Source organism: Sorangium sp. So ce1014, assembly GCF_051521505.1.
Classification (GTDB): domain Bacteria; phylum Myxococcota_A; class Polyangia; order Polyangiales; family Polyangiaceae; genus Sorangium.
The window spans coordinates 7,516,929-7,543,220 of sequence record NZ_CP150356.1 but is presented as its reverse complement, the minus strand read 5'-3'; the positions used below and the strand labels follow the sequence as shown (position 1 = coordinate 7,543,220).

Annotated in this window: 22 protein-coding genes; 5 read left to right on the top strand and 17 right to left on the bottom strand. The window is 70.7% G+C overall.

The window, feature by feature from the left end; genetic code table 11:
• Positions 1–235: 235 nt before the first annotated feature.
• Entirely contained in the window at positions 236–403 is a 168-nt protein-coding gene (locus WME75_RS28385; RefSeq protein ID WP_437477412.1) for a hypothetical protein, read from the bottom strand.
• Positions 404–720: 317 nt separating this feature from the next.
• On the opposite strand from WME75_RS28385, the gene WME75_RS28380 reads away from it, so the two are divergent.
• Positions 721–912 (top strand): hypothetical protein, encoded by a 192-nt coding sequence (locus tag WME75_RS28380; protein ID WP_437477409.1) that lies wholly within the window; start codon positions 721–723, stop codon positions 910–912.
• Between the two features lie 13 nt (positions 913–925).
• On the opposite strand, the gene WME75_RS28375 is transcribed toward WME75_RS28380, so the two are convergent.
• The 6 genes from WME75_RS28375 to WME75_RS28350 form a co-directional block, all read right to left on the bottom strand.
• Positions 926–1,300 (bottom strand): hypothetical protein, encoded by a 375-nt coding sequence (locus WME75_RS28375; RefSeq protein ID WP_437477407.1) that lies wholly within the window; start codon positions 1,298–1,300, stop codon positions 926–928.
• A 24-nt stretch (positions 1,301–1,324) separates the two neighbouring features.
• Positions 1,325–1,492, bottom strand: coding sequence for a hypothetical protein (locus WME75_RS28370; protein ID WP_437477404.1), 168 nt, complete (start codon positions 1,490–1,492; stop codon positions 1,325–1,327).
• 34 nt (positions 1,493–1,526) lie between these two features.
• Positions 1,527–1,835 (bottom strand): hypothetical protein, encoded by a 309-nt coding sequence (locus tag WME75_RS28365; protein ID WP_437477401.1) that lies wholly within the window; start codon positions 1,833–1,835, stop codon positions 1,527–1,529.
• On the bottom strand, positions 1,832–2,611 hold the full coding sequence (locus WME75_RS28360; RefSeq protein ID WP_437477398.1) for an RNA ligase family protein: 780 nt from the start codon (positions 2,609–2,611) through the stop codon (positions 1,832–1,834). Before WME75_RS28360 ends, WME75_RS28365 begins: the two co-directional genes overlap by 4 nt.
• A 271-nt stretch (positions 2,612–2,882) precedes the next feature.
• Complete coding sequence (locus WME75_RS28355) at positions 2,883–4,001, bottom strand: Vgb family protein (protein ID WP_437477395.1); 1,119 nt, start codon at positions 3,999–4,001, stop codon at positions 2,883–2,885.
• 981 nt (positions 4,002–4,982) lie between these two features.
• The gene (locus WME75_RS28350) at positions 4,983–5,756 is read right to left on the bottom strand and encodes a hypothetical protein (protein WP_437477392.1); all 774 of its coding nucleotides are present in this window, start codon (positions 5,754–5,756) and stop codon (positions 4,983–4,985) included.
• A 468-nt stretch (positions 5,757–6,224) separates the two neighbouring features.
• Here WME75_RS28350 and WME75_RS28345 point away from each other — a divergent pair, with 468 nt between their 5' ends.
• Together WME75_RS28345 and ribA are read left to right on the top strand one after the other, a co-directional pair.
• Positions 6,225–8,027 (top strand): acyl-CoA dehydrogenase, encoded by a 1,803-nt coding sequence (locus tag WME75_RS28345; protein ID WP_437477389.1) that lies wholly within the window; start codon positions 6,225–6,227, stop codon positions 8,025–8,027.
• Positions 8,028–8,416: 389 nt separating this feature from the next.
• Positions 8,417–9,103 carry a GTP cyclohydrolase II gene (ribA, locus tag WME75_RS28340; RefSeq protein WP_437477387.1) on the top strand — a complete coding sequence of 229 codons (687 nt, stop codon included), beginning with the start codon at positions 8,417–8,419 and terminating at the stop codon, positions 9,101–9,103.
• 21 nt (positions 9,104–9,124) lie between these two features.
• On the opposite strand, the gene WME75_RS28335 is transcribed toward ribA, so the two are convergent.
• The 7 genes from WME75_RS28335 to glmU all read right to left on the bottom strand — a co-directional run bounded on the left by WME75_RS28335 (position 9,125) and on the right by glmU (position 16,769).
• Positions 9,125–9,478: a Na+/H+ antiporter subunit G gene (locus WME75_RS28335; protein ID WP_437477384.1), complete on the bottom strand. Its 354-nt coding sequence runs from the start codon at positions 9,476–9,478 to the stop codon at positions 9,125–9,127.
• A complete protein-coding gene (locus WME75_RS28330) occupies positions 9,475–9,753 on the bottom strand; it encodes a K+/H+ antiporter subunit F (protein WP_433927343.1) in 279 nt (92 codons plus the stop codon). The genes WME75_RS28335 and WME75_RS28330 overlap by 4 nt, the downstream gene beginning before the upstream one ends.
• The gene (locus WME75_RS28325) at positions 9,750–10,247 is read right to left on the bottom strand and encodes a Na+/H+ antiporter subunit E (protein WP_437477382.1); all 498 of its coding nucleotides are present in this window, start codon (positions 10,245–10,247) and stop codon (positions 9,750–9,752) included. The genes WME75_RS28330 and WME75_RS28325 overlap by 4 nt, the downstream gene beginning before the upstream one ends.
• A complete protein-coding gene (locus WME75_RS28320; RefSeq protein ID WP_437477379.1) occupies positions 10,244–11,899 on the bottom strand; it encodes a monovalent cation/H+ antiporter subunit D in 1,656 nt (551 codons plus the stop codon). The genes WME75_RS28325 and WME75_RS28320 overlap by 4 nt, the downstream gene beginning before the upstream one ends.
• Complete coding sequence (locus tag WME75_RS28315) at positions 11,896–12,240, bottom strand: Na+/H+ antiporter subunit C (protein ID WP_433927340.1); 345 nt, start codon at positions 12,238–12,240, stop codon at positions 11,896–11,898. Before WME75_RS28315 ends, WME75_RS28320 begins: the two co-directional genes overlap by 4 nt.
• Positions 12,241–15,156, bottom strand: a complete 2,916-nt coding sequence (locus tag WME75_RS28310; protein ID WP_437477376.1) for a monovalent cation/H+ antiporter subunit A — start codon at positions 15,154–15,156, stop codon at positions 12,241–12,243.
• A 188-nt stretch (positions 15,157–15,344) separates the two neighbouring features.
• Positions 15,345–16,769, bottom strand: coding sequence for a bifunctional UDP-N-acetylglucosamine diphosphorylase/glucosamine-1-phosphate N-acetyltransferase GlmU (glmU, locus tag WME75_RS28305; RefSeq protein ID WP_437477373.1), 1,425 nt, complete (start codon positions 16,767–16,769; stop codon positions 15,345–15,347).
• A gap of 165 nt (positions 16,770–16,934) precedes the next feature.
• Between glmU and WME75_RS28300 the strand changes: the two genes are divergently transcribed.
• Together WME75_RS28300 and WME75_RS28295 are read left to right on the top strand one after the other, a co-directional pair.
• Positions 16,935–20,801 carry a hypothetical protein gene (locus tag WME75_RS28300; protein ID WP_437477370.1) on the top strand — a complete coding sequence of 1,289 codons (3,867 nt, stop codon included), beginning with the start codon at positions 16,935–16,937 and terminating at the stop codon, positions 20,799–20,801.
• Positions 20,798–22,285, top strand: coding sequence for an OmpP1/FadL family transporter (locus WME75_RS28295; protein ID WP_437477367.1), 1,488 nt, complete (start codon positions 20,798–20,800; stop codon positions 22,283–22,285). Before WME75_RS28300 ends, WME75_RS28295 begins: the two co-directional genes overlap by 4 nt.
• A 30-nt stretch (positions 22,286–22,315) precedes the next feature.
• Here WME75_RS28295 and WME75_RS28290 read toward each other — a convergent pair whose 3' ends face one another.
• From WME75_RS28290 to WME75_RS28280, 3 genes are all read right to left on the bottom strand, one after another.
• Positions 22,316–22,816 (bottom strand): host attachment protein, encoded by a 501-nt coding sequence (locus tag WME75_RS28290; protein ID WP_437477364.1) that lies wholly within the window; start codon positions 22,814–22,816, stop codon positions 22,316–22,318.
• Positions 22,817–23,075: 259 nt separating this feature from the next.
• Positions 23,076–24,038, bottom strand: coding sequence for a prolyl aminopeptidase (gene pip / locus WME75_RS28285; protein ID WP_437477362.1), 963 nt, complete (start codon positions 24,036–24,038; stop codon positions 23,076–23,078).
• A 148-nt stretch (positions 24,039–24,186) separates the two neighbouring features.
• Complete coding sequence (locus WME75_RS28280; RefSeq protein ID WP_437477359.1) at positions 24,187–26,022, bottom strand: AMP-dependent synthetase/ligase; 1,836 nt, start codon at positions 26,020–26,022, stop codon at positions 24,187–24,189.
• Between the last annotated feature and the right edge of the window lie 270 nt (positions 26,023–26,292).

Sequence of the window (26,292 nt, the reverse complement as noted above, 5' to 3'; positions counted from 1 at the left end):
CGGAAGCTGTCGCCGGCCTCCGGCCAGAAGACCATCACGATCCCCCCCGCCGAGGGCGCTCCCGTCCGACCTCCGGGCGGCGCTCCTGCTGAACCGGCGCCAGCGTCGCCGAAGGTTGAGCTCGATCGCGCGCGACGCGCTCGGCTCGCTCAAGGTGACGGTGCTGCGCCCCGCGTTCGGTTTCCGCACCCCGTTCGCGGAGGCGCTCGCCTAGGTGCTCGCAGGCGCCCTGCGTTCAGCCATCACCTCCTCGGCGCGGCGGCCGCGTCATGACGATCGCCGCGAAGCTGAGCAGGAGCCTCGGGAGGTCGATGGGGCGACCCGCCTGCGCGTCGAGCAGCAGGTAGGTCATGTCGAAGAGGAAGGAGCAGGCGGAGAGGGCATAGGGGGCGTAGTTCCACATGCCTGGCCGCGCGCATAAGGAGATTCTCACTCGACGCCGGCGGTAATCCGGCCGATCCCTGGTCCGCGCCTATTCTCCGATCCCTGGTCCGGCCGTTTTTAAGGGCCCGGCGGGACCCCAGGACGCCCAGGCGGCACGAGAGCAGCCCCGGCGTCGGGTTACACGACTGACCCCGCTTTCCGGGGTTAGTTCCGTGCGCCCCTCGGCGAGCACGTCGTCGATGGTCCGGCGGGGCTCGGTCACGCGCGCCTCCGCTGCGTCCCGCCACGCGCCGCCTGGCGAATCACACCAGTCCCCCTCCCTCGCGGCATAGGGGCATGAAGTTCGCTACGTGGCTCATCGAAGCCGTCTCCCTCATCTGCGACGTGCACGACCTGTGGGTCCTCGTCGCGGCGATCCTGTCCGGTGGCGCCGTCGCCTGGCTGCCGCTCATCTGGGCCGCCGTCGCCGTGGTCCACGGCGCGGTCGGCCTGCACGACCTGTGGAAGTCGCGCCCGCGCTCCCGTTGAATCGAGGTCGCCATCAGTCCTCCCTCCGTCCCAGCGGCTCGATCGCCACCACCACGAGCCGCCGCAGTTGCTGCGCCACCTGCCCGAGCGCCGTGACGACCGGCCGCACGTCGTTCCCGCCCCGTAGCAACCGGGCGCACCGCTCGACCGTGGCGATCAGGGCGTTCCGCCGCCGGGTCGCCTCGGCCTGCGGCTGCTCCGACACCTCGATCCCGCGCACCTCATCCGCCGCGGCGAGCAGCGACGACCGGTAGCAGGCGGCGCCGACGCCGGCGCGCGCGGCAGCGGCCTCGACGCGGTGGACGGCGAGGAGCTTCGCGACGAGGGGCTCCTGCTCGCGGTGCCCCGTGGCGCGCTCGCGCAGGTAGCGCTCGTGCTCGGAGCTCATCTGCATCGGGTAGCGCTCGCAGAATCAGGAAATATCCCGGCAGACGTCGGGCGTGTTCTTGAGCTTCAGCACGCCCACGTGCCCCGCGCCGAGCTGCCCGAACACCCGCTTCGCCCGGATCGCCACGTGGGGCGCGGCCTCGATGTGCCAGCGCCCGTCCTCGATCCAGATTCGCCCGTTCCTCACAGCCACCCCCGCGACCGGACGACGATGGCCGGCTTGCCGTTCAGGGTCTCCGCGCCGATTGCTGAAGTCGGGCGCGCTCGGCCGCGTCGAAGCCCTCGGGCCCGAAGTCGCCAGCGAGCACCTCGCAGAACCGCTCGAACACCTCCGGCCACCAAGCACGCGGCACGCGGTCCCAGTCCACCATGGTGAGCAGCCGACACGCTGCGGCCCCGTCTCCGCGCTCACGTAGCGTTGGCCGGCTGTCCACGTCGACCATCGCCCGATCGAGAACCTCCTGGAGCGTCTGCTCGCGGGGGCAGAAGGCGCGCGCCTCCTCGTGCGCCCGCCGGAAGTACCTCTCCAAGCTCATCGGCGCGACCCCTTCAACGTGCGCCGGTAGTCCTCGAAGCGCAGCTTGGCGATCCGGCTCCTGTCGGCCGAGCGCGCGATGATGCCCTCCGGCGCGCCGCCAGCGCCGTCGTCGAGCGCGCAGCGCGTCCGGTCGAGCTTCGATGCGAGCCACGCCGCGGTGTCCTGAATCGACATCGGTATCTCCTGCGCTGTGACCGTCCCGAGACGCGGCGTCGGCTCGATGCCGAGCCCCTCCGCGTGCGCCGCCGTGAGCTCGGACCCGACGAACGGCTGCCCGCCGTTCTCCCGCCACGCAGCGATCTCCTCCGGGCTCCTCCGGGCCATCTCCTCGAGTTCTCCATCGAACACGATGACGTCGAAGAGGCGCACCGACACGGTCTTCATACCGGTGTACTGCTTCGCGTTGCCGCCGACGTTACGGCCGTAGGTCTCCATGAAGAGGACCATGACGGCCGAGGTCCACCGGCCGCTCTGGAAGAACCGCTCCGCCACCGGGCGCACCGCGTCGACGATGCCCATCGACGGATTCCAGATCCGATCGCCGCGCGCGTGGAGCAGCTCCTCGCGGCTCCCGATGATGTAGTCCCCGTCCGACGACACGATGAGCCGGCTGTTCGTCCCGTCGACCTTCTCGGACAGGTACACCTCGCCTTCGAAGCCGACCTGCCGCTCCTCGGTGAGCCGGCCGCCGTCGCCCATCGCATGGTAGGTCGGGATGCTCGGGTACTTCGTGATGCTGTTGAGCTTCTTCAGGTCGATATCACGCAGGTTCATGCTCATCTCCATCCTCCCGCTCTCCCCCGCCACCACCCAATCGTCCAGTCGAACCCCCACAGCGCGAGCGCCCCGCCGGCCAGTGCGCCAGCCATGACCAGCGCGAACCTCGACGTCGCAGGAGCGCCGACGATGCCCAGACCCGTCTTCAGCGAGAATGGGCAGACGCCGCCTACAAGCACATCAAGCAGCTGATCGTCAGCGGCAAGGCTCCGGCAGCGCGCCGACGTGAGCCGGCCTGCCCGCCCCGCGGACCCGCGCAGGCGCGGGCTCATGGCCACGTGGTGATCCCGATAGGCCGCTTCATCCGCGTATCCTCGGCCACGAACACCGCCCCGCTCTGCCCCTCGGCCGGCAGGGGATCCCCCGTCGCGCTGTCGAACCTGAGAAGGGTCCCGGGCGCCGCGTCGTTCATCGCGTCGAACCCCACCGTGAACAGCCGCCGCCCTTCACCGAACGTCAGCCCGCCCATGTGATTGCCCCGCGGCGTGGTCTCAGTGAAGCCAGTGGGCAGCGTGTCGAGGAGCGCGCCGGTCGCGTCGTAGCGCCGGATGTCGTTCGCGAAATCGCTCACGAACAGGTCGCACTCTCCGGCGTCGCAATCGGGGCCGAACACAAGCCCGAGCAGGCTGATGAACCCCGCCGAGTCTGGCGAGGGCGCCGGCTCGTCGATGAACACGGCCCCTTCGCCGGTGCTGATATCGTACCGCAGCACCTGGCTGGGCAGCCCCGGGAAGGTCGGCTCACCGCTCACAGCCACGCTGCCCTGGGTGGTCACGTACAGCATGCCGTCCGGGCCGAACACGAGCCCGTTCGGCCCATTGAGCCCGCCGGGCATCGCGTCGCCCTCGGCGAACACGTCCACGAAATCGCCGGTCGCCGCGTCGTAGCGGAGGAGCTGATCGGTGCGGAAGCTCGACACATACAGCATGCCGTCGGGGCCGAACGCGATGCCGTAGGGCCGCAGCAGCCCGCCCCCTCGGGCGAAGACGCCCGCCGGCTCGCCGGTGTCGGCGCGGAACCGCAGCACGGCCGAGCTCGTCGCGTCCGCGCCGCTGCTGAGGTACAGAAAGCCGTCCTCGTGGATCAGCAGGAAGTCGGGCTCTTTCAACCCGCCGCTGCCCGTGGGGATGAAGTCCCGCAGGAACGCGCCGCTCTCCTGATCGTAGAGCGACACGCTGTCGCCGCGGGTGTTGCCCACGAGCAGCGCTGGTCCATCCCCGGTCCCACCGCCAGCCCCACGGCCGCCGCTCCCGGGATCGCCGGTGGTGCTGCCGCCATCGTCACCGCCGCAGCCGGCGCCTGCGGCGGCGGCCAGCATCAGGGCCGGAGCGAGGCTCCCGTGGCCGGTGTGGACCTGGATCTGCTTCGAGCTTCGCAAGGCCTGCATCCGATCAGCGTACCCGAACGCCGCCGGTCAGCACCCTTGGCGGCGTCGATAAGGAGGAGCGCCGCCTCGAGCCGCGCGCATCCTCCGAGGACGCCATCCTCGAGGCAGCCGCCCCTGCGTCTGGCGCAACGCGCGTCCGGGTGATCCCCAGCCAGGCCCCGCCCGCCCCGCGGCCCCTGTACGTCGGGGAAGTTGTCGTATCCTCAGCCCGGCAGTCCGGCCTGTGGAGCTCGGGAGATGGTGGCGCAGCACGGTCGGTCGGATGCTGCCGGTTCACCTCCGGATGCCGGCCCCGCCCCGCTGGATGACGACGAGCTCGACCTTGGATGACGACGAGCTCGACCTTGGATGATGACGAGCTCGACCTTGGATGACGATGGGTCGCCGCCGGATGACGACGAGCTCGACCTCGGCCGACGACGGGTTCCTCCCCGGCCGACGACGGGTTCCTCCCCGGCCGACGATGGCTCCCGGCCGGGTGACGACGGGTTCCTCCCCGGCTGACGATGGCTCCGGGCCGAGTGACGACGGGTTCCTCCCCGGCTGACGATGGTTCCCGGCCGGGTGACGACGCGTTCAGGTCGTTTCGCTACACGCTGGGCCGCCTCGGGCTCGACGTGTCCACGGGGCCCGTGGTGCCCAAACTGCCCGATGTCGTGCTGTACGACGAGGTGCGTGGCTGGCTCTTCCTGGTCGAGCTCGATGAGCACGTTGGGCGCCCCGAACCAGGGGACGCAAGGGCCGGCCGTGTTGAGGCTGACCACCTCCTGGAGCACCGATCACGTTGCGCGACCGAGAAATGGACCGCCAAGGCGCCAAGGACGCCAAGAATTTGTTCTCCTCTTGGCGTCCTTGGCGCCTTGGCGGCTCGAAATTCTGCTCTTTTCAGGCAGTTTCAACCCGTTTGTCGCTCTAGCACCAAACGCCTCGGCAGCGCCTCGCGCAATCAGAACGGGCTTCCGGCATGTCTGGAAGCACAGGTCAGCCCGAAAAGTTGACCGCCAGGTGGTACGTGGCGCTCTCGGCCCGGTCCACGACCACGCGCATCGTCCGTTTGAGGCCGGGGGTCGCGTTGGAGAAGTGAACCTGGAAGCCGGCGTTGCCGAGATACGTGCCCAGCGTCTCATCACCGCCGACGAGCCTGTTCCGGATCACGCGGAGGCGGAGCGAGCCCGCCAGGACGTCGACGTCGCCTTCTGCCTTCTTGACGCGTCCATCGCTGTTGACGTTCTGGTTGCCAGTGACCCCCAGGCCGCAGAAGTCGATCCCCGCAGGGCAGTGGCGCGATGCAAATTCCGACTCCGACATCGCCGACGACGCCGTACCCAGGTTCTCCGCGCCGCTCGGTCCGAGGGCTCGTGCGTCGCTCGGCTGCTCTCGCGTCGCCAGCGCCTCCGGGCTCGACAGCAGGGCCGCCTCGCGCTCCGCGGCGATGAGGTCCGCAGGTGCCTCCCGGTTCGTCAGGTGCGTGAAGAGCTCGCTCGGCAGGACGCGGCCGAGCTGGATGCCGCGCAGCGGGTCGAAGCCTGTCTTCTCGAAGACGGATCCGATGAAGATGCCGCCCTCTTCATCTCGCAGGAACTCCACGTACCCACCCTCGTCGTAGTCGACGCGCGCGAGCAGGCCCGCCTGGGAGTTGGAGGTCACCTCGAAGTCGTCCTGCGTCGCTCCGGCGCCGCAGCCGATAACGGATGCTCCGACAAGACAAGAAGTGACGAGGGCGGAGGCGAGCGTGGATTTTCGAGCGGTTTTCATAGATCCTCCGTGCTGATTCGATCGGGTCCGGTGACGAGCGCGAGACGCGCGCGATCTCGTCACCGACTCGGTGATCCATGGATGAGGGGCAATGCCGTGGTCCGTGGTCCATGGTCCATGGTCAGTTCAGCAAGGGACGTTCCATGTGTAGGCGGCGCACGCCTGCCTCGCGTGCGGCGATGTCGCGCGAGGCCTCTCGCGCATGAGAAGAAGTGAGCTCCTCCCCAAGCTTGCCTGAGTGGCCGACGCCAGCGCGAATCGGCGAGAGCCCCCGACCGCCGCTGCGAGAGCGCAAGAACGCGATGCCGCGAGGGCGTCGCGCCGTCGAGGAGGGAGATGCTGCGTCCAGGACGCGGGGGGCTGCGTCCTGGAGCGCCGGAGCTCGGGGGATCCCGTCTCGCGTGGCCCGCGCTATCCTCGGGCGATGGCCTCACCTCAGCGGACCGGTCGGAGCCGACGAAGCACCCCATGACCCCTGCGCAGAACCCGCTGCTCAACGACCGCGACGTCGAGTTCCTCCTCTACGAGGTGCTCGACGCGCCGCGCCTCTGCGAGCTCCCCTATTTCGCCGATCACGCGCGGGAGACGTTCGACCTCTACCTCCAGAGCTGCCGGCGGTTCGCGCGGGAGGTGCTGTTCCCGACCTACAGGCCGGTGGACGCGTCTCCGCCGCGCTTCGAGGGCGGCGCCGTCACGGTGCACCCCGCCCTCAAGCAGGTCTTCCGGCCGATGGTCGAGCTCGGGATGCTCACCGCGACGCGGCCGGCCGCGGTGGGAGGCCAGCAGCTGCCGCTCGTCGTCGCCACGCTCGCCGGCGCCTACCTGCAGGCGGCCAACCTGAGCGCGTGCGGCTACCTCGGGCTGACGACCGGGGCGGCGCACCTGATCGAGGCGTTCGGCGACGACGCCCTGAGGTCCGCCTTCATGACCCGGATGTATGCCGGCGAGTGGACCGGGTCCATGGCGCTCACCGAGCCCCAGGCCGGCTCGAGCCTGGCCGACGTGCAGACGCGCGCCGAGCCGACCCAGGCCGGGCACTACCTCGTCCGCGGGTCGAAGATCTTCATCTCGGGCGGCGATCACGACCTCACCGAGAACATCGTCCACCTCGTGCTGGCCCGCATCGAGGGCGCGCCGCAGGGCATCAAGGGGGTGAGCCTGTTCGCCGTCCCCAAGCGGCGGCCCGAGGGCGGGCAGCTCGTCCCGAACGACGTCGAGGTCGCCGGCGTGATCCACAAGATCGGCTGGCGCGGGCTCCCGAGCCTGGCGATGAGCTTCGGCGAGCGGGGCGACTGCCACGGCTACCTCGTGGGCAGCCCCCACCAGGGCATCGCCTACATGTTCCAGATGATGAACGAGGCCCGGATCATGGTGGGCGTGAACGGCGCGGCCACCGCCTCGGCGGCCTACCACGAGGCGCTCGGCTATGCGCTCGTCCGGCCGCAGGGCCGGCGGCTCGGCGCGAAGGACCCGGCGGCGCCGCAGGTGCCGATCCTCGAGCACGCCGACGTGCGCCGGATGCTGCTCCGGCAGAAGGCCATCGTGGAGGGCAGCCTCGCGCTGCTCGCCACGACGGCGCGGTACGCCGATCTCGCGGCGCACGCCGCCGACGCGGCGGAGCGGGAGCGCGCGCAGCGGCTCCTCGACCTGCTCACCCCCATCGCCAAGACCTTCCCCGCCGAGAAGGGCTTCGAGTCGAACGCCCTCGCCCTCCAGGTCCACGGCGGCTACGGCTATTCGAGCGAGTACCTCCCGGAGGCGTGGCTCCGGGACCAGAAGCTCAACTCGATCCACGAGGGGACGACGGGGATCCAGGGCCTCGACCTCCTCGGCCGCAAGGTCGTGGCCGGGGGCGGCGCGGCGCTCCTGGCGCTCGGCGGCGAGGTCGAGCAGGCGATCGGCCGCGCGCAGCGGGCCGGGGTCGAGCCCGCGTGGGGCGAGCGCCTCGGCGCGTCGATGTCGCTGCTCGGCGAGCTGACGGCCCACCTCGCGGAGGCCGGGATGCGCGGCGACGTCGAGCGGATGCTGCGGCACAGCGCGGACTACCTGGAGCTCGTCTCGGTCCTCGTGGTCGCCTGGCAGTGGCTCGCGATGGCCGCGGCGGCCCGGGAGGGGCTGGCCCGGGGGGCCTCGCCGGCCGGCTTTTACGAGGGCAAGCTGTGCGCGGCGCAGTACTGGTTCTCGACGGAGCTGCCGCGGGTCGAGGCGCTCGCGGCGCTCTGCCGCTCGGGCGACGACGCGTACGCCAGGATGCGACCGGAGTGGTTCTGAGGAGCGCGCGGCGCCGAGGCGCCTCGGCCCGAGGCCATCGCGCGGCTCCGCGCCGAGCACCCGTCGGTCACCCTCCGCTACGCCTGGCCCTTCGCCCTCCCGGCGGTGGCGCGCCTGCTCGCCGCTCAGCTCGCGCGGGACCTCGGCTAGACCGGCGACCGCGCTGCGCTGCGCTGCGCTGCGCTGCGCTGCGCTGCGTCTGTCGGATGGCTCCCGGTATGTCCGCAGAGCAACATCTTGACAGCTTCGCTTGTCCCTGTTCGGCGCTTACGCTACTTGATGGATGCCGCCTTCAGGGGTGGCCGGACATCGGCAGGGCAAGCGGGCAGGCTCGACGCGTCGCACCTTGCTTGACACGAGACCCAGGACTCCTCCACCAGGAGAGCGAGATGTACGTCCCGACGACGGCGATCCGGCCTCAGCTCGATATTCGCGCCCAGGCGCCCGTGCCGACCAAGCACGGCGTCTTCCAGATGCTTGTGTTCCACTGGGGTGGAACGACGACCCACGAGCAGGGGCTCTCGCCCGATCACGTCGCCCTGATCATGGGCGACGTGCGGGGCAAGTCGGACGTCACCCTCCGCGTCCACTCCGAGTGCCTCACGAGCGAGGTGTTCGGCTCGCTGAAGTGCGACTGCCGCGAGCAGCTCGAGGCGTCCCAGGCCGAGATCGGCCGCCGCGGGCTCGGCGTCGTGCTCTACCTGCGGCAGGAGGGGCGCGGCATCGGGCTCGCCAACAAGATCCGCGCGTACCAGCTCCAGGCGTTCGGCCACGACACGGTCGACGCGAACCGCATCCTGGGGCTGCCCGACGACGCCCGCGGCTACGAGCCCGCCGCCGCGATGATCGACCACCTCGGCATCGAGTCGATCCGGCTCCTCACGAACAACCCGGACAAGGTGGAGGGGCTCAGCGCGCTCGGCGTGCGGATCTCCTCGCGCTCGCCGGTCCTCGTCCCGGCCAACCCGTTCTCCGCGCCCTACCTCGAGGCGAAGCGCCTCCGGATGGGTCACACCATCCCGTCGCTGCGCGACGGCGCGGTCGCCGAGAGCGCCGCGGCCGGCGACGCCGAGTAGCCTCCCGGCCTCGAGCCGCCCTCAGGCGTCGCGGCGTAGCGTGAGCGGAGGCGGAGTGTCGGCTGCTCCCGCGGCGCGGCGGCGGAACAGCGCCACGCGTGCCAGGAGCAGCGTGGTCACAGGGACCGTGATGGAGAGCGTGATGATGATGAGCCACGGGTGCAGCACGAGCTGGGACTCGATCATCGAGAAGTAGAGGATGCTCGCCAGCGTCACGCACCAGCTGCCGAAGGTGTACGCCAGCGCGGGGGGATGCATGCGCAGGAAGAAGTCCGGCAGGCGCAGGAACCCGAACGCGGAGATGACCACGAACAGGCCGCTCAACACGAGCAGCGCAGCGACCGCCGCCTCGACCCAGAGGGGGAGCTGGTTCATTCAATCACCTCCCCGCGCAGGATGAACTTCGCCATCGCGGATGAGCTCACGAAGCTGAAGAGCGCGATCAACAGCGCGGCTTCGAAGTACGTGTCGCTCCGGTGACGAATACCGAGCACCAGCATGACCAGCATCGCGTGGAAGTAGAGCAAGTCGAGCGCGAACACGCGATCCTGCGCCCGCGGCCCCCGGATCAGCCTGATGACCACCAGGACCGACGCGACGGCGTAGCAGCCGAGCGCGAAGGCAATTGCGCCGGACAGAAGTGCGCTCATTCGAAGATCTCCCTGAGAGGCTCCTCGTAGCGAGCCTTGAAACGGGCGACGAAGGCGCCTTCATCACCGACATTCCACACGTGCAGCAAGAGCGCGCGGCGATCGAGCGCGAGCTCCGACCACACGGTGCCCGGAACCACGGTCGTCACCATGGATAACGCGGCCAGCCCGAGGGGGTCGCGCAGATCGAGGGGCACGATCACGAACTTCGACCGCGGTCGCCGCCATCGCCACCTGACAACGTCCCAGGCGACCTCGAAGTTCGAGAGCAAGACGTCGTAGCCGACCCTCAGGATGAAGCGCACGACGACCAGCGGTCGCCGCACCCGGACATTCGTCAGTCGCAGGGTCGAGGTGAGGAGCGGCACCGCCAGCGCGAGCCCTAGCCCGAGGACGACCTGGCCCACGCTCGTGGAGCGCGCGAGCGCCAGCCACAACGCGAACAGAGCGGCGGACAGCAGCGGCGCGGGCACGAGCTTCCCGAGGAAGGTCACGGCGCCTCCTCCTCGTCGATCACGGGACGCGTCGGGCCCGGACGAGGCCTCATCGACAGGACGGCCTCGATGTACGCCTTCGGCGAGTGCAATCCAGCGGCTGTCGCGCTCGTGGTGCGCAGGACCGGCTCAGCGAACAGCGTGAGCAAGATGCAGCAGAGGATGAGGCCGAGGAGAGAGGCGGCCTCGACGGCCTTCAAGCGGGGCGGGAGCCGCCCACCCGACGACCAGAAGTATCGAATGCCCGCCCTCGCGAGGGAGATGGTGGCCGCGAGCCCCGAGAGGAGCAGCAGCCCAAAGAAGATCCACGCGGCGGGCGGGACGGGGGCGCCGGCGCTCGCGGGGCCGCCCCCTCGGGGCGACAGGAGGGCGGTCAGCAACGACATCTTCGCGACGAAACCCGAGAGCGGCGGCAGCCCTGCGACGAGCAGCGCGCAGACCATGAACGCCAGGCCGAGCAGCGCGATGGACACCGGAAACGCTCGGGCGACGAGCGGCGCCTCCTCGTCATCGAGGTTCGTGTCCTCGCCCGGCTCCACGTCGAGGTCCGGCACCCGCTGTCCATCGGAGCCGATGCGCTCCACAAGCTCGACGAGGAGGAAGAGGGCGCTCACCGCCAGCGTGGCGCTCAGCATGTAGAACAGCGCCGCCGACGTCACCGCGGGGGTCCCCGTCCCGAGCGACGCGAGGAGCGTCCCCGACGACACGATCACCGAGAAGCCCGCGATGTGCCCGAGGGACATGGAGGCCATGAGGCCGATCGCGCCGAAGGCGATTGTCGCGAGCCCCGCGTAGAGCAGGACGGTCCCGCCGAACTGCGCTGAAGCGCCCGCGGAGAAGAACAGCGTCGACAAGCGCATGAGCACGTAGATGCCCACCTTGGTCATCAGCGCGAAGAGCGCCGCGACAGGCGCGCTCGTGGCCGAGTAGGCCGGCACCAGCCAGGCGTTGAGGGGCCAGATCGCCGCCTTGATGAGGAACGCCACGGCGAGGACCGCCGCGCCTGCGTGCAAGAGCCCGCGATCGCGCGCCGGGACGAGCGCGATCTTCTCGGCGATGTCGGCCATGGAGAGCGTGCCCATGACGCCGTAGAGCACCGCGAGGCCGACGAGGAAGAGCGACGACGCGAGCAGGTTCACCGCGATGTAATGGAGCCCCGAGCGCACCCGCGGCCAGCCGGATCCATGAAGATGCAGGCCATACGACGCCGCGAGCATCACCTCGAAGAACACGAAGAGGTTGAAGAGGTCTCCCGTGAGAAAGGCGCCGTTGAGCCCCATCAATTGAATCTGGAAGAGCGCATGGAAGTACGCGCCCGCGCGACCCCACGCGGCCTCCGCGTAGAGGGCGGCGCAGAGGCTCACCACCCCGACAAGCGCCAGCATGAGCGCAGAGAGCCGGTCGGCGACGAGCACGATCCCGAAGGGCGCCTCCCAGTTCGACATGAGGACCACACGGGCGGCGCCGGACGGACCGCCGGCGTCGGCGCCGCGCAGGATCTCCAGCGCCACGAGGAGGCCCGCCAAGGCCGCGCCGACGTTGGCGATCGACTTGGCGCGCTTGCGCTTCTGACCGAGCAGGAGCAACAGGGCCGCCGCCATCAGCGGCAGCACGACGGGCGCGACGATGAGGTGCGGGAAGCGCTCGATCATGGCTCCTCCCTCGTTCCATCCACGTGGTCGGTGCCGCTGAAGCCGCGCGAAGCGAGGAGCACGACGAGGAAGAGCGCCGTGGTCGCGAAGCCGATCACGATGGCCGTGAGCACGAGGGACTGCGGCATCGGATCCGTGTAGTGCTGAAGATCGGCAGGCACGCCAGGTCGCACGAGCGGTGGCTTGTCGATGAAGATGCTCCCCATGCTGAAGATGAAGAGGTTCACCGCGTAAGAGAGCAACGTGAGCCCCATGATCACCTGGAAGGTTCGCGGGCGCAGCACGAGCCAGATCCCGGAGCCGCCGAGCACACCGATGACGAGCGCGAGCAGGGCTTCCATCTAGCTCGTGCCCTCGCTCGTCGACGGCGCCGGGCTCTGTGTCGGTCGCCGGTGGGCACGCAGCGACTGGTGAGCGAGCGCCGTGAGGGTGAGGAGCGTCGCTCCCACGACGACCGCAAACACGCCGAGGTCGAAGAAGGTGGCGCTCGGCAGGTGGACTTCGCCGACCAGCGGCAGCCTGACATGCGCGGTGTGCGTCGTGAGAAAGGGATAGCCGACGGCGAGCGCGCCAAGGCCCGTGATCGCCCCGAGCAGCAGTCCAACGGCGATCCAGCGCACCGGACGGAGGCGCGCGCGCGCCTCCAGCCAGAGCGCCCCCGAGACCATGTACTGCATGAGCATCGCGATCGCGACGACGAGGCCGGCCACGAAGCCGCCGCCTGGCTCGTTGTGCCCACGAAGAAGGAAGTGCGCCGCGACGAGGACGGAGACCGGCAGGAGCAGGCGCGCGATGACCGCCGGCACCATCATGTATCCGCGCGCGGCGTCCTCGGCGGTGCGCGGCTTCACGAGGTCGGTGACGACGTCGGCCGGAAAAGCTCTCTGCTGGTGGGGCTGCTCGATGCTCTCCGGGGGCGGTCGAAAGCGGCGCAGGAGGGCGTAGACCGTGAGCGCGACCGCGCCGAGGACCGTGATCTCGCCGAGCGTGTCGAAGGCGCGAAAGTCGACGAGCATGACGTTGACGACGTTGGAGCCTCCTCCCTCCGGCAGCGCGCGGCTGAGGAAGAACGGTGAGATGCTGTGCGGCGCCGGCCGGGTCAGCATGGCATAGGAGAGCGCGGCGAGGCCGCTGCCGGCGCCGATCGCGAGCAGCAGATCGCGCCCGCGCCGCATCCTGTCGCGGGCCGTGACAGGCCTCGAGATTCCTTCGATGCGCATCGGCAACCAGCGCAGCCCGAGCAGGAGCAGGATGGTGGTGATGATCTCCACGACGATCTGCGTGAGGGCGAGGTCGGGCGCCGAGAACCACATGAACGTCAGGCAGGTGACGAGGCCCGCGCCGCCCATCAAGGTGATCGCGATCAGCCTGTGGAACTTGGCCATCACGGCAGCGCCGACCGCGCAGACCGCGCCGATGACCCACAAGAGCACGAACGCGGGCGACGCGGGGAGCCGGTCCCGGTCGCCCCACTCCAGCGGGACGCCGCGCGCCGCGAGGAGCGCGAGGAGGAGCGCGACCGCGATGATCGTGAACATCTGCGTCTGAAGTCGTCGAGTTCCGGCGAGCCGAAGCACCCTCCGCGAGAGGCGCGTGAGCCCGAGCAGCGCGCTCTCGAACAGCCGCCTTGCGTTGAGCCGTCCGACGAAGGGCGCGTCCTGGAGTCGCCCCTGCTCCTGATGCTTGCGCAACCAGAGGTACCCAAGGACGCCGCCTGCGATGGCGACGAGGCTCATGACGAAAGGCGGGTTGAAGCCGTGCCATATGGCGAGGCTGTACTCGGGGAGCGTCCCGCCGACCACGGGGCGGGCGGCCGCTGCGAGCGACGGCCCGATGGAGAGCGTCGGCGCGACGCCGACGATGAGGCAACTGAGCACCAGGAGCTCGATCGGTGTCCGCATCCACCGCGGGGCCTCTTCCGGCTGGCGAGGGAGATCGGTCGACGGCGGGCCGAAGAAGATGTCGTAGCCAAAGCGCAGCGAGTACACGACCGCGAAGATCGCCGCGATCGTCGCCACCACCGGGAGCATCACCTCCACCGAGGGGTGCGCGGAGAAGAACATCGTCTCGGCGAAGAACATCTCCTTCGACAGGAAGCCGTTGAGCAGCGGCACGCCGGCCATCGCGCCGCTCGCCACGAGCGCCAGCGCGCCGGTGCGAGGCATGGAACGAATCAGGCCATTCAAGCGACGAATGTCGCGCGTCCCGGTCTCGTGGTCGACGACGCCCGCGGCCATGAACAGCGAGGCCTTGAACGTCGCATGGTTCATGATGTGGAACACGCCGGCGACGGCGGCGAGCGAGCTGTTGAGCCCGAAGAGGAGCGTGATGAGGCCGAGGTGGCTGATGGTCGAATAGGCGAGCACGCGCTTCAGATCGTGCTGGAACATCGCGATATACGCGCCGAGCAGGAGCGTCGTCATGCCCGCGCCGCTGACGATCCAGAACCACAGCTCGGTCCCCGACAGCACCGGCCAGAGCCGCGCGAGCAGGAATACGCCCGCCTTCACCATGGTCGCCGAGTGCAGGTAGGCGGACACCGGCGTCGGCGCGGCCATCGCCCGCGGCAGCCAGAAGTGAAACGGGAACTGAGCGCTCTTGGTGAGCGCACCAAGCAAGATGAGGACGAGCGCGGCTGGGTAGAGCGGGTGTGCCCGCACGAGGTCGCCCGAGGCGAGGGCCACATCGAGCTCGTAGCTGCCGACGATGTGGCCGAGGACAATCACGCCTCCGAGGAGCGCGAGCCCGCCCGCGCCGGTCACGGTGAGCGCCATGCGCGCGCCCCGCTGCGCGTCCACCCGGTGATGCCAGTAGCCGATGAGCAGGAACGAAACGAGGCTCGTGAGCTCCCAGAAGACGACGAGCTGAACGAGGTTGCCCGAGAGCACGACGCCCAGCATTGCGCCCATGAACGCGAGGAGGAACGCGTACAGGCGCGCCACCGGATCCTCGGGGGACATGTAGTAGCGCGCGTACAGACAGACGAGGGCGCCGATGACCGTGATGAGCACGGCGAACATCCACGCGAACCCGTCGAGCCGAAGGACCAGATCGAGACCGAGCGAAGGCACCCACGAGATCGTCTCGCGGATCACTCCCCCGTCACGCACCCGCGGGAACAGGCTGATGACCCAGACCGCCGCGCCGGCCGACACGAACCCTGCGCAAGCCGCAAGCTCGGACCGTGCCCGCGTCGGCAGGAGCGCGGTGAGCACGCTTCCGAGAAATGGCAAGAGGAGCAGGGCGGCCAGAGGCATGGCGCGCGAGTGTAGCTGCTGACCGCACAGGTTTCAGCCAAAAGGCGGGAGGGGTCGCAGCGTTCGCGACACCGACGACAAGAGCTCTCGAGCGGAAGACACCGTGAGCTCGAACAGGATATCTCGCGGTTCTCAGCTTGCCGTGCGACCTCGCCGGCCTGGGGCCGGAGGTCGCGCCGCCGCGCGCGCTACGTCTTCGCCGCGCCCTTCAGCCGCGCCTTGAGCTTCGCGGCGTAGCCTTCCTTGTTCTCCTGCTTCACCCGGCCGATCGCCAGCGCGTCGTCCGGCACGTCGCGGGTCACGGTCGTGCCCGTCGCCACGTAGGCGCCCGCGCCGATCTTCACCGGCGCCACGATCTGCGAGTCGCTGCCGATGAAGGCGCCGGGGCCGATCTCGGTCCGGTGCTTCCGGAAGCCGTCGTAGTTGCAGAAGATCGTCCCGGCGCCGACGTTCGCGCCCTCGCCGATGTCGCCGTCGCCGAGGTAGGCGAGGTGGTTCGCCTTCGCGCCCTTGCGGACCACCGTCTTCTTCGTCTCGACGAAGTTGCCGATGTGCGCGTCGGCCTCGATCTGGCTGTCCGGGCGGAGGTGCGAGAACGGCCCGATCTGCGCGCCGGCGCCGATCGACGACTGCGAGGCCACGGTGTACGGCTTCACCGAGGCGCCCGCCTCGACGACCACGTCCGTGAGGACCGAGCCCACGTCGATGCGCGCGCCCGCGCCGATCCGCGTCTGCCCCCGCAGCACCGCCGCGTGCTCGATCACCGCGTCCGGCTCGACGGCCACGCCGGCGTCGACGCGGGCGCTCGTCCGGATCGTGACGCCGCTCCGGCGCAGCCGGTCGGCGATGCGGCCGTAGAGCACCTCCTCGGCGGCGGCGAGCTGCGCGCGGTCGTTGATGCCCACGAGCGAGCCGGCGTCCCGCGCCACGACCACCGCGGCGCCGCCGGCCTTCGCGGCCTGCGCGACGATGTCGGTCAGGTAGAGCTCGCCCTGCGCGTTGTCCGTCGTCAGCCCGGCCAGCGCGCGCTCGAGGAAGGCGCCGCGGGCGAGGTACACGCCGGGGTTGATCTCGGCGATCGCGCGCTCGTCGGGGCTCGCGTCCTTGTGCTCGCGGATGCCGATCACGCGGCCCGCGCCGTCGCGCAGGATCCGGCCGTAGCCCGTCGGATCGGCGACCTGCGCGGTGAGCATCGCCATCGGCGCGTCGCGCGCGCCGTCGAGCGCCCCGCGGAGCTGCGTGAGCTGCTCCGGATCGAGCAGCGGCGTGTCGCCGCACAGGATCAGCACCGCCTCGGCGGTCGCCTTGAGGTGCGGCATGGCGCAGCGCACCGCGTCGCCCGTGCCGCGCTGCTCGGCCTGGAGCGCGGTGCGGACGTTCTTGCCCTGGGCGCCGAACGCCCTGTCGAGGTAGCCGGAGACCTCGTCGCGGCCGTGGCCCACGACGACCACGACGTCCGAGGCGCCGGCGGCCAGGGCCGCGTCGACGACGTGGTGGATCATCGGCCGGCCGCAGAGCTCGTGGAGCACCTTCGGTCGGGCGCTCTTCATTCGAGTCCCTTGTCCGGCAGCGAGCACGACAGCGGTGAGCGGGGTGGGTTGGGCGGTCGCCATCGCCCCGCAGCCTATCACCCTCCGCCCCGCCGCCGTCCCTGTCGCCGCGCAGTGAGCCTGGAGAATGCGCGCTGTGTCACCGCCGCCCTCACCGACAGGCACGAAGTCCTACGCACCTGGAGCGGAATCGTCTACCTTGGAGGTGTCTCGGGGAGGTTGTCGTCCATGCGCAGACGAACGCTGCGTTCCTCGGCCGCTTGTGGGCTTCGGCTGGCCGCGCTCGTCGCGTCCGGCGCTGCGGCCGCATCATGTCATGAGCCGCTCGACACGACGCGGAGGGCGCCTCCCACGGTGGCGGTGGGCCACGGGCTGGGCGACGACGTCTTCGGCATGCTCTGCGACCGCGTGGGCGCGTCGAGCCTTGTCGAGGACCCCACAGGCGCCTCGTACCAGGGTGTCTGTCACTACGACCGCGAGGGCCGGTACGAGGACGAGGTCGACGTCTCCCTGCTGCCGCCCGTCTCCGGCGAGCGGGCGGAGCGGGCGCGCAGGCTCGGCGTGGCCAAGGTGGAGGCCATGGCGCGGTGGCGCGGCGACCTCGTGCGCGCCGTCAACGCCGCCGTGCCCGACGTCGAGATCGACAACCTCGCGCCCGGCGAAGGGGGCGGCGAGATCCGGCTGCACGACGCCTTCCTGAGCCTGTCGCACACGATCGCGCCGCTCTACGAGACGAACCCGTTCGACCCGAGCCCCGGGGCCGAGCCGGTCCTGCCGGCCTCGACGCGGGGGCTCGGGCGGCTCCTGGACGCGCTCCTCCACGGCAGCGAGGAGAACGCGGCCCGGGACGAGGGGGAGAAGGAGACGCAGCGAGAGCGGGCGCCGATCGACTGCGACAGGGCCGAGGAGGGGGCGGAGCTCGTCTGCGCCCTCTCCAGGATCTGGGGGCGCCAGGGCTACCGGTCGGCGGAGGTGGGGCTCGGCGCGGTGCGCGCGGCGCTCGCGTACCCCGGCCTGCGCCCGATGACCGTGGCGGCGCTCGACACGATCGGCCCCGGCGGCCCGGGGGCGCCCGCGCTCCAGGCGCTCTTCGCGGCCGGCAAGCAGGCGCTCGGCGCGCTCTCGCCGGAGGAGCGGGCGCCGCTCTCGGTCGACGCGCCCACCGCGCAGCCGAGCCGCCCGCGCACGCTCCTGGAGCTCGCGCAGGCGGCGCTGCTCGCCGAGCACGACGCGTTCGCCTCGCCGCCGTCGAGCTTCGTCGCCCGCCGCGACGGGCGCGGCTGGGTCCTCCCCCAGGGCGGCGGGGTCCCCGCGCCGTTCGCCGACGCCGACCGCGACGGGCTCGCCGACATCGACGCGTCCGGCAGGTTCGTGGATGAGCGCCGCGCGCCGCTCGCGATCGACCCGCCGTTCGCCATCCCCGGGGTCACCTCGCCGCCGCGGGACGACTTCGGGCGCCTGTCGCCGGAGCTCTACGCCTACGTCGACACCTCCGAGACGCTCCTCGGCGCGGCGCTGCGGGCGATCGTGCCGCTCGTCGACGGGACCCGGTACGCGGGCAAGGGCGACCTCGAGCCGTGGAAGACCGAGCACGAAGGCCTCATGTACGCCCTCGCCGGCGCGTACCTGCTCTTCGGCGACCGCGAGGAGGCCCGCTACGACTTCCGCAGCGACAGGATCGTGCCGGCGGGCGAGGCGTGCGACGGCTGCCTTGTCTACCGCCGCTTCCGCGGCGAGGACTCGCCGCTCGCCGACCTCGCGCACGCGCTCGGCCAGGTGCTCGCCGACAAGGACTCGGACGTCCTCCTCCTCACGCTGATCGATCTGCTCGAGAACCACGAGGCGGAGCTCGCCCGCATGACCGGCGCGGCGCTGCGCATCCGCGATCTCGCCCGCGAGCACGACCGGCTGGCCGCCGAGGGCGCGGAGGCGGCCGCGCAGATCGACGGCGAGGCGCCGCTCTGGGACGAGCTGGCGGCGGTGCTCGACCGGGCCGTCGCGCAGCCGGGGCTCGTGGCGCGCCTGATGGAGGCGCTCGCGAGCGACGCGCTCCTCGCCCCGCACGGCGGCGCGCAGCACGCGGGCGACGCGATCGCGACGATGCTCCGGAGCCGCGATCAGTACGCGTACGACCCGGAGGTCCTGAACGGCCCGGCGATCAACCTCACGGTCGGGGCGCCCTCGACGGCCGACCCGCGCACGCCGGTGGACCCGAGGAAGCCCAGGGTCGGCGACAACCGCTCGGCCATGGAGCGGCTGATGCACCTCATGCACGACACCGCCGGCGTCCGGCAGTGCAACAAGGAGGGCGCGACGGTGAGCGCCTTCGAGGTCACGGTGCCCTTCCTCGAGTTCGAGGAGTGCGAGCTGTTCCAGATCGACAACCTGGCGGCCTTCTATCTCGACTCCCTCCTCCCCGAGGCGCACCCGAAGCGGGCCGAGCTCGACGTGAAACCCGCCGCCCTCGATCTCGTCGTGACCGACTCCGTGCTGGAGCTGTCCAGCGGCATCGACGGCCTGACGGGCCACCCCACGCCGGCCGCGCTCAGCCGGCTCATCTACTTCGGGGCCGACTCGGGCAGGTTCCCGGGGCTTGTCGATCTCGACCCGCTGCGGGACCTGACGAACTCGACGACGAACCTGTTCATCTCGGGGACGCTCGAGCCGGCCGGCACGATCCACTGCCCGAAGAACGCGCTGGGCGTGAACGCGTGCAGCTCCCCGGAGAACCTGATCCGGATCCGCCACCCGGGGACGACCTTCCTCATCGAGCGCCTCGGGCTCGGCGCGTACCTGAGCCCCATCGTGGAGGCGTTCGCCGATGTCGCCCCGGACTCTACCGGGGAGGAGATCCTGATCGATCTCTTCAGCACGGCGTACCGGCACTGGCCCGGCAAGGAGCACGGGCCGGAGTGCATCAAGGCCGGCTCACCGGCGACAAACACCGCGTACTGCTCGGAGGCGGGGGTGAACAGCTACGAGCCGCTCATGGCCGACGCGCTCCAGGCCGAGGACGTCATGGCGTCGTCGGTGGCGTTCGCCGGAATGCTGATCGACCCGTCGGCCCCGGTGACGGTGCAGCGCGGCCCCGGGGCCGCGCAGACCTGGACGAAGGCGCAGGCGATCGAGAAGCTCGCGCGGATCTTCTTCAGCACCCGCCACGCGGCCAGCGTGGACATGGTCGACCGCTGGGGAAAGAAAAGTGCGACGTGGGCCGACGGCCGGACCCAGGACCAGCTCACCGCGTTCACCCTCCTCGCCGACGCGCTGAACGGGATCGACGCGCGCTTCGAGCAGAGCGCAGCGCCCGACGCGATGGCGCGAAAGGGCCAGTGGAAGCGCGCCACCGGCGAGCTCGTCGACGCGCTCCTCGCGGTCGAGGGGTCCGGGCCGGAGACCCGGTTCAAGAACCGCGCGCTGCCGAGGATGGGCGCCCTCGTGCTGCGCGTCCTCCGCGAGCAGCTGAACGCGCACTGCCCCGGTCGCGAGACGACCGGGCGGTGCGTCTGGGCGCAGAAGGAGCTCGGCAGGGAGGTAAGCGACCTGGTGAGCCACCCGCTGTTCGCCGCCGCGGCCGACGTCTCGGAGGCGGTCCGCGCCCACGAGCCGGCGCGCCGGGAGCTCGAGCGGTTCCTCACCTACCTGCTCGACGAAGGCGCCGGCGGCGCCCCGCTCCGCGCGCTGCTGGCGACGCTGGCCGACGCGCTCCAGCTGCTCGGCGACGAGGACACGCTGCTCCCGGCCCTGAAGGCCGCGTCGACCGCGCTGACCCCGGCGGGCGACCCCGGCGGCCCGGGCGCGGCCGACACGGGGCTCAAGGCGCTCAGGGCGCTCAACGACGATCGGTACGACAGGTATCACGCGATGGATCACATCCTCCCGGCGCTCGTGACGCCGATGGATGACGGCCGCGCGCCGCTCGAGGTGTTCCTCGACGCGTTCGCGGACGTGCACCGCGTCGAGGCCGCGAGCGGCGAGCCGCTCGTGGCGGAGGACTACCGGCAGGTGCTTCTCACGGCCAGGGACTTCCTGACCGACGAGACCCGCGGGCTCGAGCAGCTCTACACCATCCTCAAGAAGCGGCCTCGCGAGTGACCCGCGTCCACACGCCCACGATCCGCGCCGCGCTCCTCGCGGCGTCCGCCGCGGGCGCGCTCGCGCTGCTCCCGGGCGACGCCGGCGCCGCCGGGCTGTACTTCACCGATCGCGGCGTCCGGCCGTCGTCGCGCGGCGGGGCGTACATCGCCGGCGGCGACGATCTCGGGGCGATCGCCTACAACCCCGCGGGCGTCTACGAGGCGGGCACCCAGGTCCTGCTCGACGTCGGGCTGTTCGAGTGGCGCAGCGAGCACACGCGCCAGGCGATCGTGCGGCAGGTCGATCCGAACACCGGTGAGCCGACGGGCGCGAGCTTCGTGCAGACGATGGAGCCCGTGACAGGCAGCGCGCCGGTGCTGCCGATCCCCACGCTCGCGGCGTCGCTCCGGGTCGACCCGCGATGGGTCGTCTGGGGCGGGATGTGGGCGCCGTACGCGGCCCTCTCCAGCTACCCGGAGCAGGTGAAGGGCATGCCGGCGCCGCAGCGGTACGCGCTGTTCACCCTCGAGGGCTCGGCGCTCGCGTTCCTCGGGGCCGGCGCGGCCTACGCGCCCTCGCCCAAGTGGCGCCTCGGCGCCGCGCTAGGCGCGCTTGTCGGCTCGCTCAACAGCCGGATGGTGGTCTCCGGGTGCGTTCCGGAGCGGATGTTCTGCGCGCCCGAGGATCCGGACTGGGACATCCACTCCGAGCTCACCGTCGGGCCCATCGTGGCGCCGACGGGCCAGCTCGGGGCGCTCTTCATCCCGACCCCGCGATGGCGCATCGGCCTGGCCTTCCAGCTGCCTGTCTGGGTGCGCGCGCCGGCCACCTTCAGGGCGCGGCTCCCCGCGGCGCCCGTCTTCGAGCGCGCGGTCCAGGAGGGCGAGGACGCCGACATCTCCTTCGATCTGCCCTGGATCCTCCGCGCGGGCGTGGAGGCGCGGCTCGTGGACGACCTGCGCGTGGAGCTCGGGTTCGGCGTCGAGGGCTGGGGCATGCACGACGACATCCGCGTCGATCCCGACGGGGTGGTGCTCCGGAACGTCGCCGGCTTCCCCGAGGCGTTCCGCGTGCCCCCGGTCGTGGTCCCCCGGCGGTTCGAGAGCTCGCTCTCGGCGAGGCTCGGCGGCGAGTATTCCTTCGAGCTCGCGGGCAAGCGGTGGGCGCTGCGCGCCGGCGTGAGCCTCGAGCAGAGCGCCGTCCCGCCCGAGTACCTCTCGGTCCTCACGCTCGACGCGACGAAGCTGACGGCGGCGGCCGGCCTCGGCGTGCACCTCGGGAGGTGGCGCCTCGACGCGAGCTACGCGCACGCCTTCGCCGCGGACGTGAGGGTCGATCCGAGGGACGCGCGACTCCCGCAGGTGAACCCGGTGCAGGGCAATCCGCCCGAGAACCCGAACACCATCAACGGGGGCGCCTACAGCACCCGCGCGAACGTCGTGGGGCTCGGCGTCGCCTACACCTTCGATGACGCGGCGAGCGATCCGGCGGTGCCGCGCTGACAGGCCGGAGAGACGCGCGGGGGAGCGGCGCTACTGGGCCCGCAGCTCGCGCAGGCGCTCGGTGAGCCGGGGGCCGTCGAGCCAGCTGAGGTCCTTGTCGACGCTCGTCTCGATGTGATTGCTGACCTGCTTGGTCACCGTGTTGCGGAGCAGGCCGAGGAAATGCGGCGGCGCGATGAGCACCAGCGAATCGTAGGCGTGCTCGTTGAGGCCCTTCTCCAGCACCTCCGCGAGCTCCTGGGCGAACTTCTGCTTCTCGACCTCCTTGGGATCGGTGTCGGGCGCCGCGCCGGGCCGGCCGAGGTACTGGCCGCCCGCGCCGCCGTTGAGGTTGCCGTTCCCGCCGGGGGTGCCGTTCGGCTTCCGGCCGTGCGCGTCTGCCATGAGATCCCGCACCCGCGCCCGGCTCTCCTCATGACTGTAGGACTCGAGCAGGGTAAAGCCCTTGCCTGCAGGCTCTTCACGATAGAGCTGGGCACGGCTTGCGTCGGAGACCAGGATCCACGTCTTCCGTGCTGCCTTGTTTGCCATAAGCCTCCACAGGGAATCAACCCTTCCCTTTGTCTACGTTAAAGACCGACCCCGCGCATCGCAAGCGGCCGGAGAGCCCAAACCGGCGAGATTCGACCGGATTGCACGCCGCGACACCGGATCAAGCAGGCTCATCCACCTCGCGCAGCACGAATTCGCGGAGAACGGGAGGCGGCGAGAGCCCCTCAGGAAGTCGTGGAGGGATAAATACGGTCGTCGGTGTACGAGAGGGGGCCGCGCCTGGTCGCCCGCGCGCGCCTCAGCGGAACCGGTCGGTCGCCTCGACGAGCTCGTGCAGGATGCCGGGCTCCATCGCCGAGTGCCCCGCGTCCGCCACGATGCGCAGATCGGACTCGGGGAGCGCGCGGTGGAGCGCCCACGCGCTCTCCGCCGGACAGACGACATCGTAGCGGCCCTGCACGATGATCGTCGGGACATGGCGGATCCGGTGCGCGTCGTCGAGCAGCTGCGTCTCCGACGTGAAGAACCCCTTGTTCATGAAATAGTGGCACTCGATCCGGGCGAACGCGAGGGCGAACTGCTGTCCTGCCGTCTTCGCGACGAGCTCCTGGTTCGTGAACAGGCAGCTCGTCCGCCCTTCCCAGACGCTCCACGCCCGCGCCGCCTGCTGCTGCACCGTGGGATCGGGGCTCGTGAGCCGCCGGTGGTAGGCCGTGAGCAGATTGCCCCGCTCGGCCTCGGGGATGAACCCGAGGTACTCCTCCCACGCGTCGGGGAAGATGGCGCTCGCGCCCCGCTGGTAGAACCAGTCGAGCTCCTGCTTCCGCAGGAGGAAGATGCCGCGCAGCACGAGCTCCGTCACCCGCTCCGGGTGCTTCTCGGCATAGGCCAGCGAGAGCGTGCTCCCCCACGAGCCGCCGAACACCTGCCAGCGCTCGATCCCGAGGTGCTCGCGGAGCGCCTCCATGTCCGCGACGAGGTGCCAGGTGGTGTTCTCCTCCAGGCTCGCGTACGGCGTGCTCCTCCCGCTGCCCCGCTGGTCGAAGAGCACGATCCGGTAGACGGCCGGGTCGAAGAAGCGCCGCTGCTTCGGCTCGGTGCCGCCCCCGGGGCCGCCATGCACGAAGACCACCGGCTTGCCGCGCGGATTGCCCGACTCCTCGAAATAGATCTCGTGAAGATCGGAGACGCGGAGCCTCCCGGCGCGGTACGGCTCGATCTCGGGATACAGCGTTCGCCTCTGGGTGCCTGTCGTCGTCATGCCGCTCCCGTCCGTTGACCCGGCGTGAAGCCCGCGCCAGCGCGCGCCAGCCTACGCCAAGGCGCGCCGGGAGGGGAGAGGGCGTGGAGGGGAAAGGGAGGGGAACCGCAGGGGCGGCGGTGGCCACCGGCCGGGAGGCGCCGGCAGATCAGCCGGCCGGCGCGGCCTCGCGCGCCTCGGTCCTCGCCGCGCCGCTGTACAGCGCATCGAGCGCGGGCGCGTACTTCTGGAGCGCCACGCGCCGCTTCAGCTTCAGGGTCGGCGTGAGCATCCCGTTGTCCGCGGTGAAGTCCTCGGCCGAGAGGGCGATCTTCTTGATCTTCTCGAAGGACTTGAAATCCGTGGCGTACTTGTCGACCTCCGCCTGGAGGTGCGCGACCACCCGCGGGTGCTTCAGCATCGCGTCGGGCGAATCGAACGAGAGCCCCTGGGCCCGCGTCCACTCGGTGAGCGCCGCCATCTCGGGCACGATCAGCGCCACGTTGAAGGGGCGGTTGTCGCCGTAGATCATCGCGCCGTTGATCAGCGGAGACAGCTTGATCTTCTCCTCGAGCGGGGCGGGCGCGACGTACTTGCCGTTCTCCAGCTTGTACTGCTCCTTGATGCGGCCCGTGACGAAGAGATAGCCGTCGTCGTCGAGGTAGCCCAGATCGCCTGAGCGGAAGCCGCCGTCCTCGGTGAAGACGGCCTTGTTCTCCTCGTCGCGCTTGTAATAGCCCACCATGACGTTCGGGCCGTAGATGACGATCTCACCCTGCTTCGGATCGTGCGTCTCCGACTTGTCGATGACGACCCGCACCCCCGGGATCGCCTTGCCCACGCTGCCGAGGCGGCGGGCCCCCGGGTAGTTCACCGTGGCGACGGGCGACGTCTCGGTGAGGCCGTAGCCCTCGTAGACGGTGATGCCGAGCGCGTCGACGAACTCGGCCACCTGGTAGGAGAGCGCCGCCCCGCCGCTGATCGCGTACTTCAGCTTGCCGCCGAACTTGGCGCGGATCTTCGAGAAGATGACCCGGTCGGCCACCGCCAGCGTGAGCCGCTCGACGAGGCCGAGGGCCTCGCCCTTGTTCTGCTTCGTCGCGGCGCGCAGCCCGGCGCGGAACAGGCTCTGGATGAGCGCGGGCTTCTCCGTCATCTGCTTCTGCACGCCCTCGTAGATGCGGTTGAAGATCCGCGGGACGCTCATCAGCACGGAGGGGTGCACCTCGGCGAGGTTCGCGACGATCTTGTCGACGGACTCGCTCAGCGCCATCGACGCGCCGACCGTGATCATCAGGTGGAGCTCGCCGGTGTGGCCGAACGAGTGGGCCCACGGGAGGAACGACAGGCTCCGGTCGCCGCTGCCGAACGGGATGAGATCCAGCACGGCGCAGACGTTGGAGGCGATGTTGCCGTGCGAGAGGATCACCCCCTTGGGATTGCCTGTTGTGCCCGACGTGTAGATGAGGCACGCCGTGTCCTTCGACGTCGGCTGGATGGCCGGCGCCGGGCTCCCCTCGCCCGCGGCGAGGAGCTCCTTGTACGAGGTGGTCCGCGCGCCGGGGACGCCGTCTCCCGCCCCGCCGGGCTCGAACAGACAGACGAGGTGCTTCAGCGAGGGCGCCTTCTCGGGGAGATCCTTGCACTTGCCGTAGATCTGCGGCGTCGCGACGATCGCGGCCACGGCCTCGCAGTCGTTGATGATGAACGCCCACTCTCCCGGGAGCTGCGCCTCGTACATCGGCACGACGGCGACGCCCATGCTGAAGCACGCATAGGCCGAGACCGCCCACTCCACACGGTTGTTGGAGATGAGGGCCACCCGATCGCCCCGCTGGACGCCGAGCGACGCCAGACCGCCGCGGAACTTGGCGACGAGCTGCCCGAACTCGGCATAGGTGATCCAGTCCCAGCGGCCCTCGGTCTTCGTACCGAAGATCGGCTGGGGGCCATGAAGCTTCAGCGAGCGATCGAGCAGTTCTACCAGGTTCTCCAGTTTCGCCATCGCGTCTCCTCCCGGCCCGATTTTTACCATGATATCGCGCCGGCTCTGCGTCCTTTCGGCGGCGCGCGACACTTGGGGTCACCGAGCCGGCGCCGCATCTGTCCCGCCCGTGCCGGCGTGCCGCGCGGGAGGCGGCGCGCCGCGCGGGAAGGCGGCGTGCCACGCGCCGCGCGGGAGGCGCCGCGCCGCGCGGGAGGCGCCTCCCGCGCGGGAGGCGCCTCCCGCGCGGGAGGTGGCGGCCTCGGGCCCCTTCTGTTAGAGGGTTCGTCG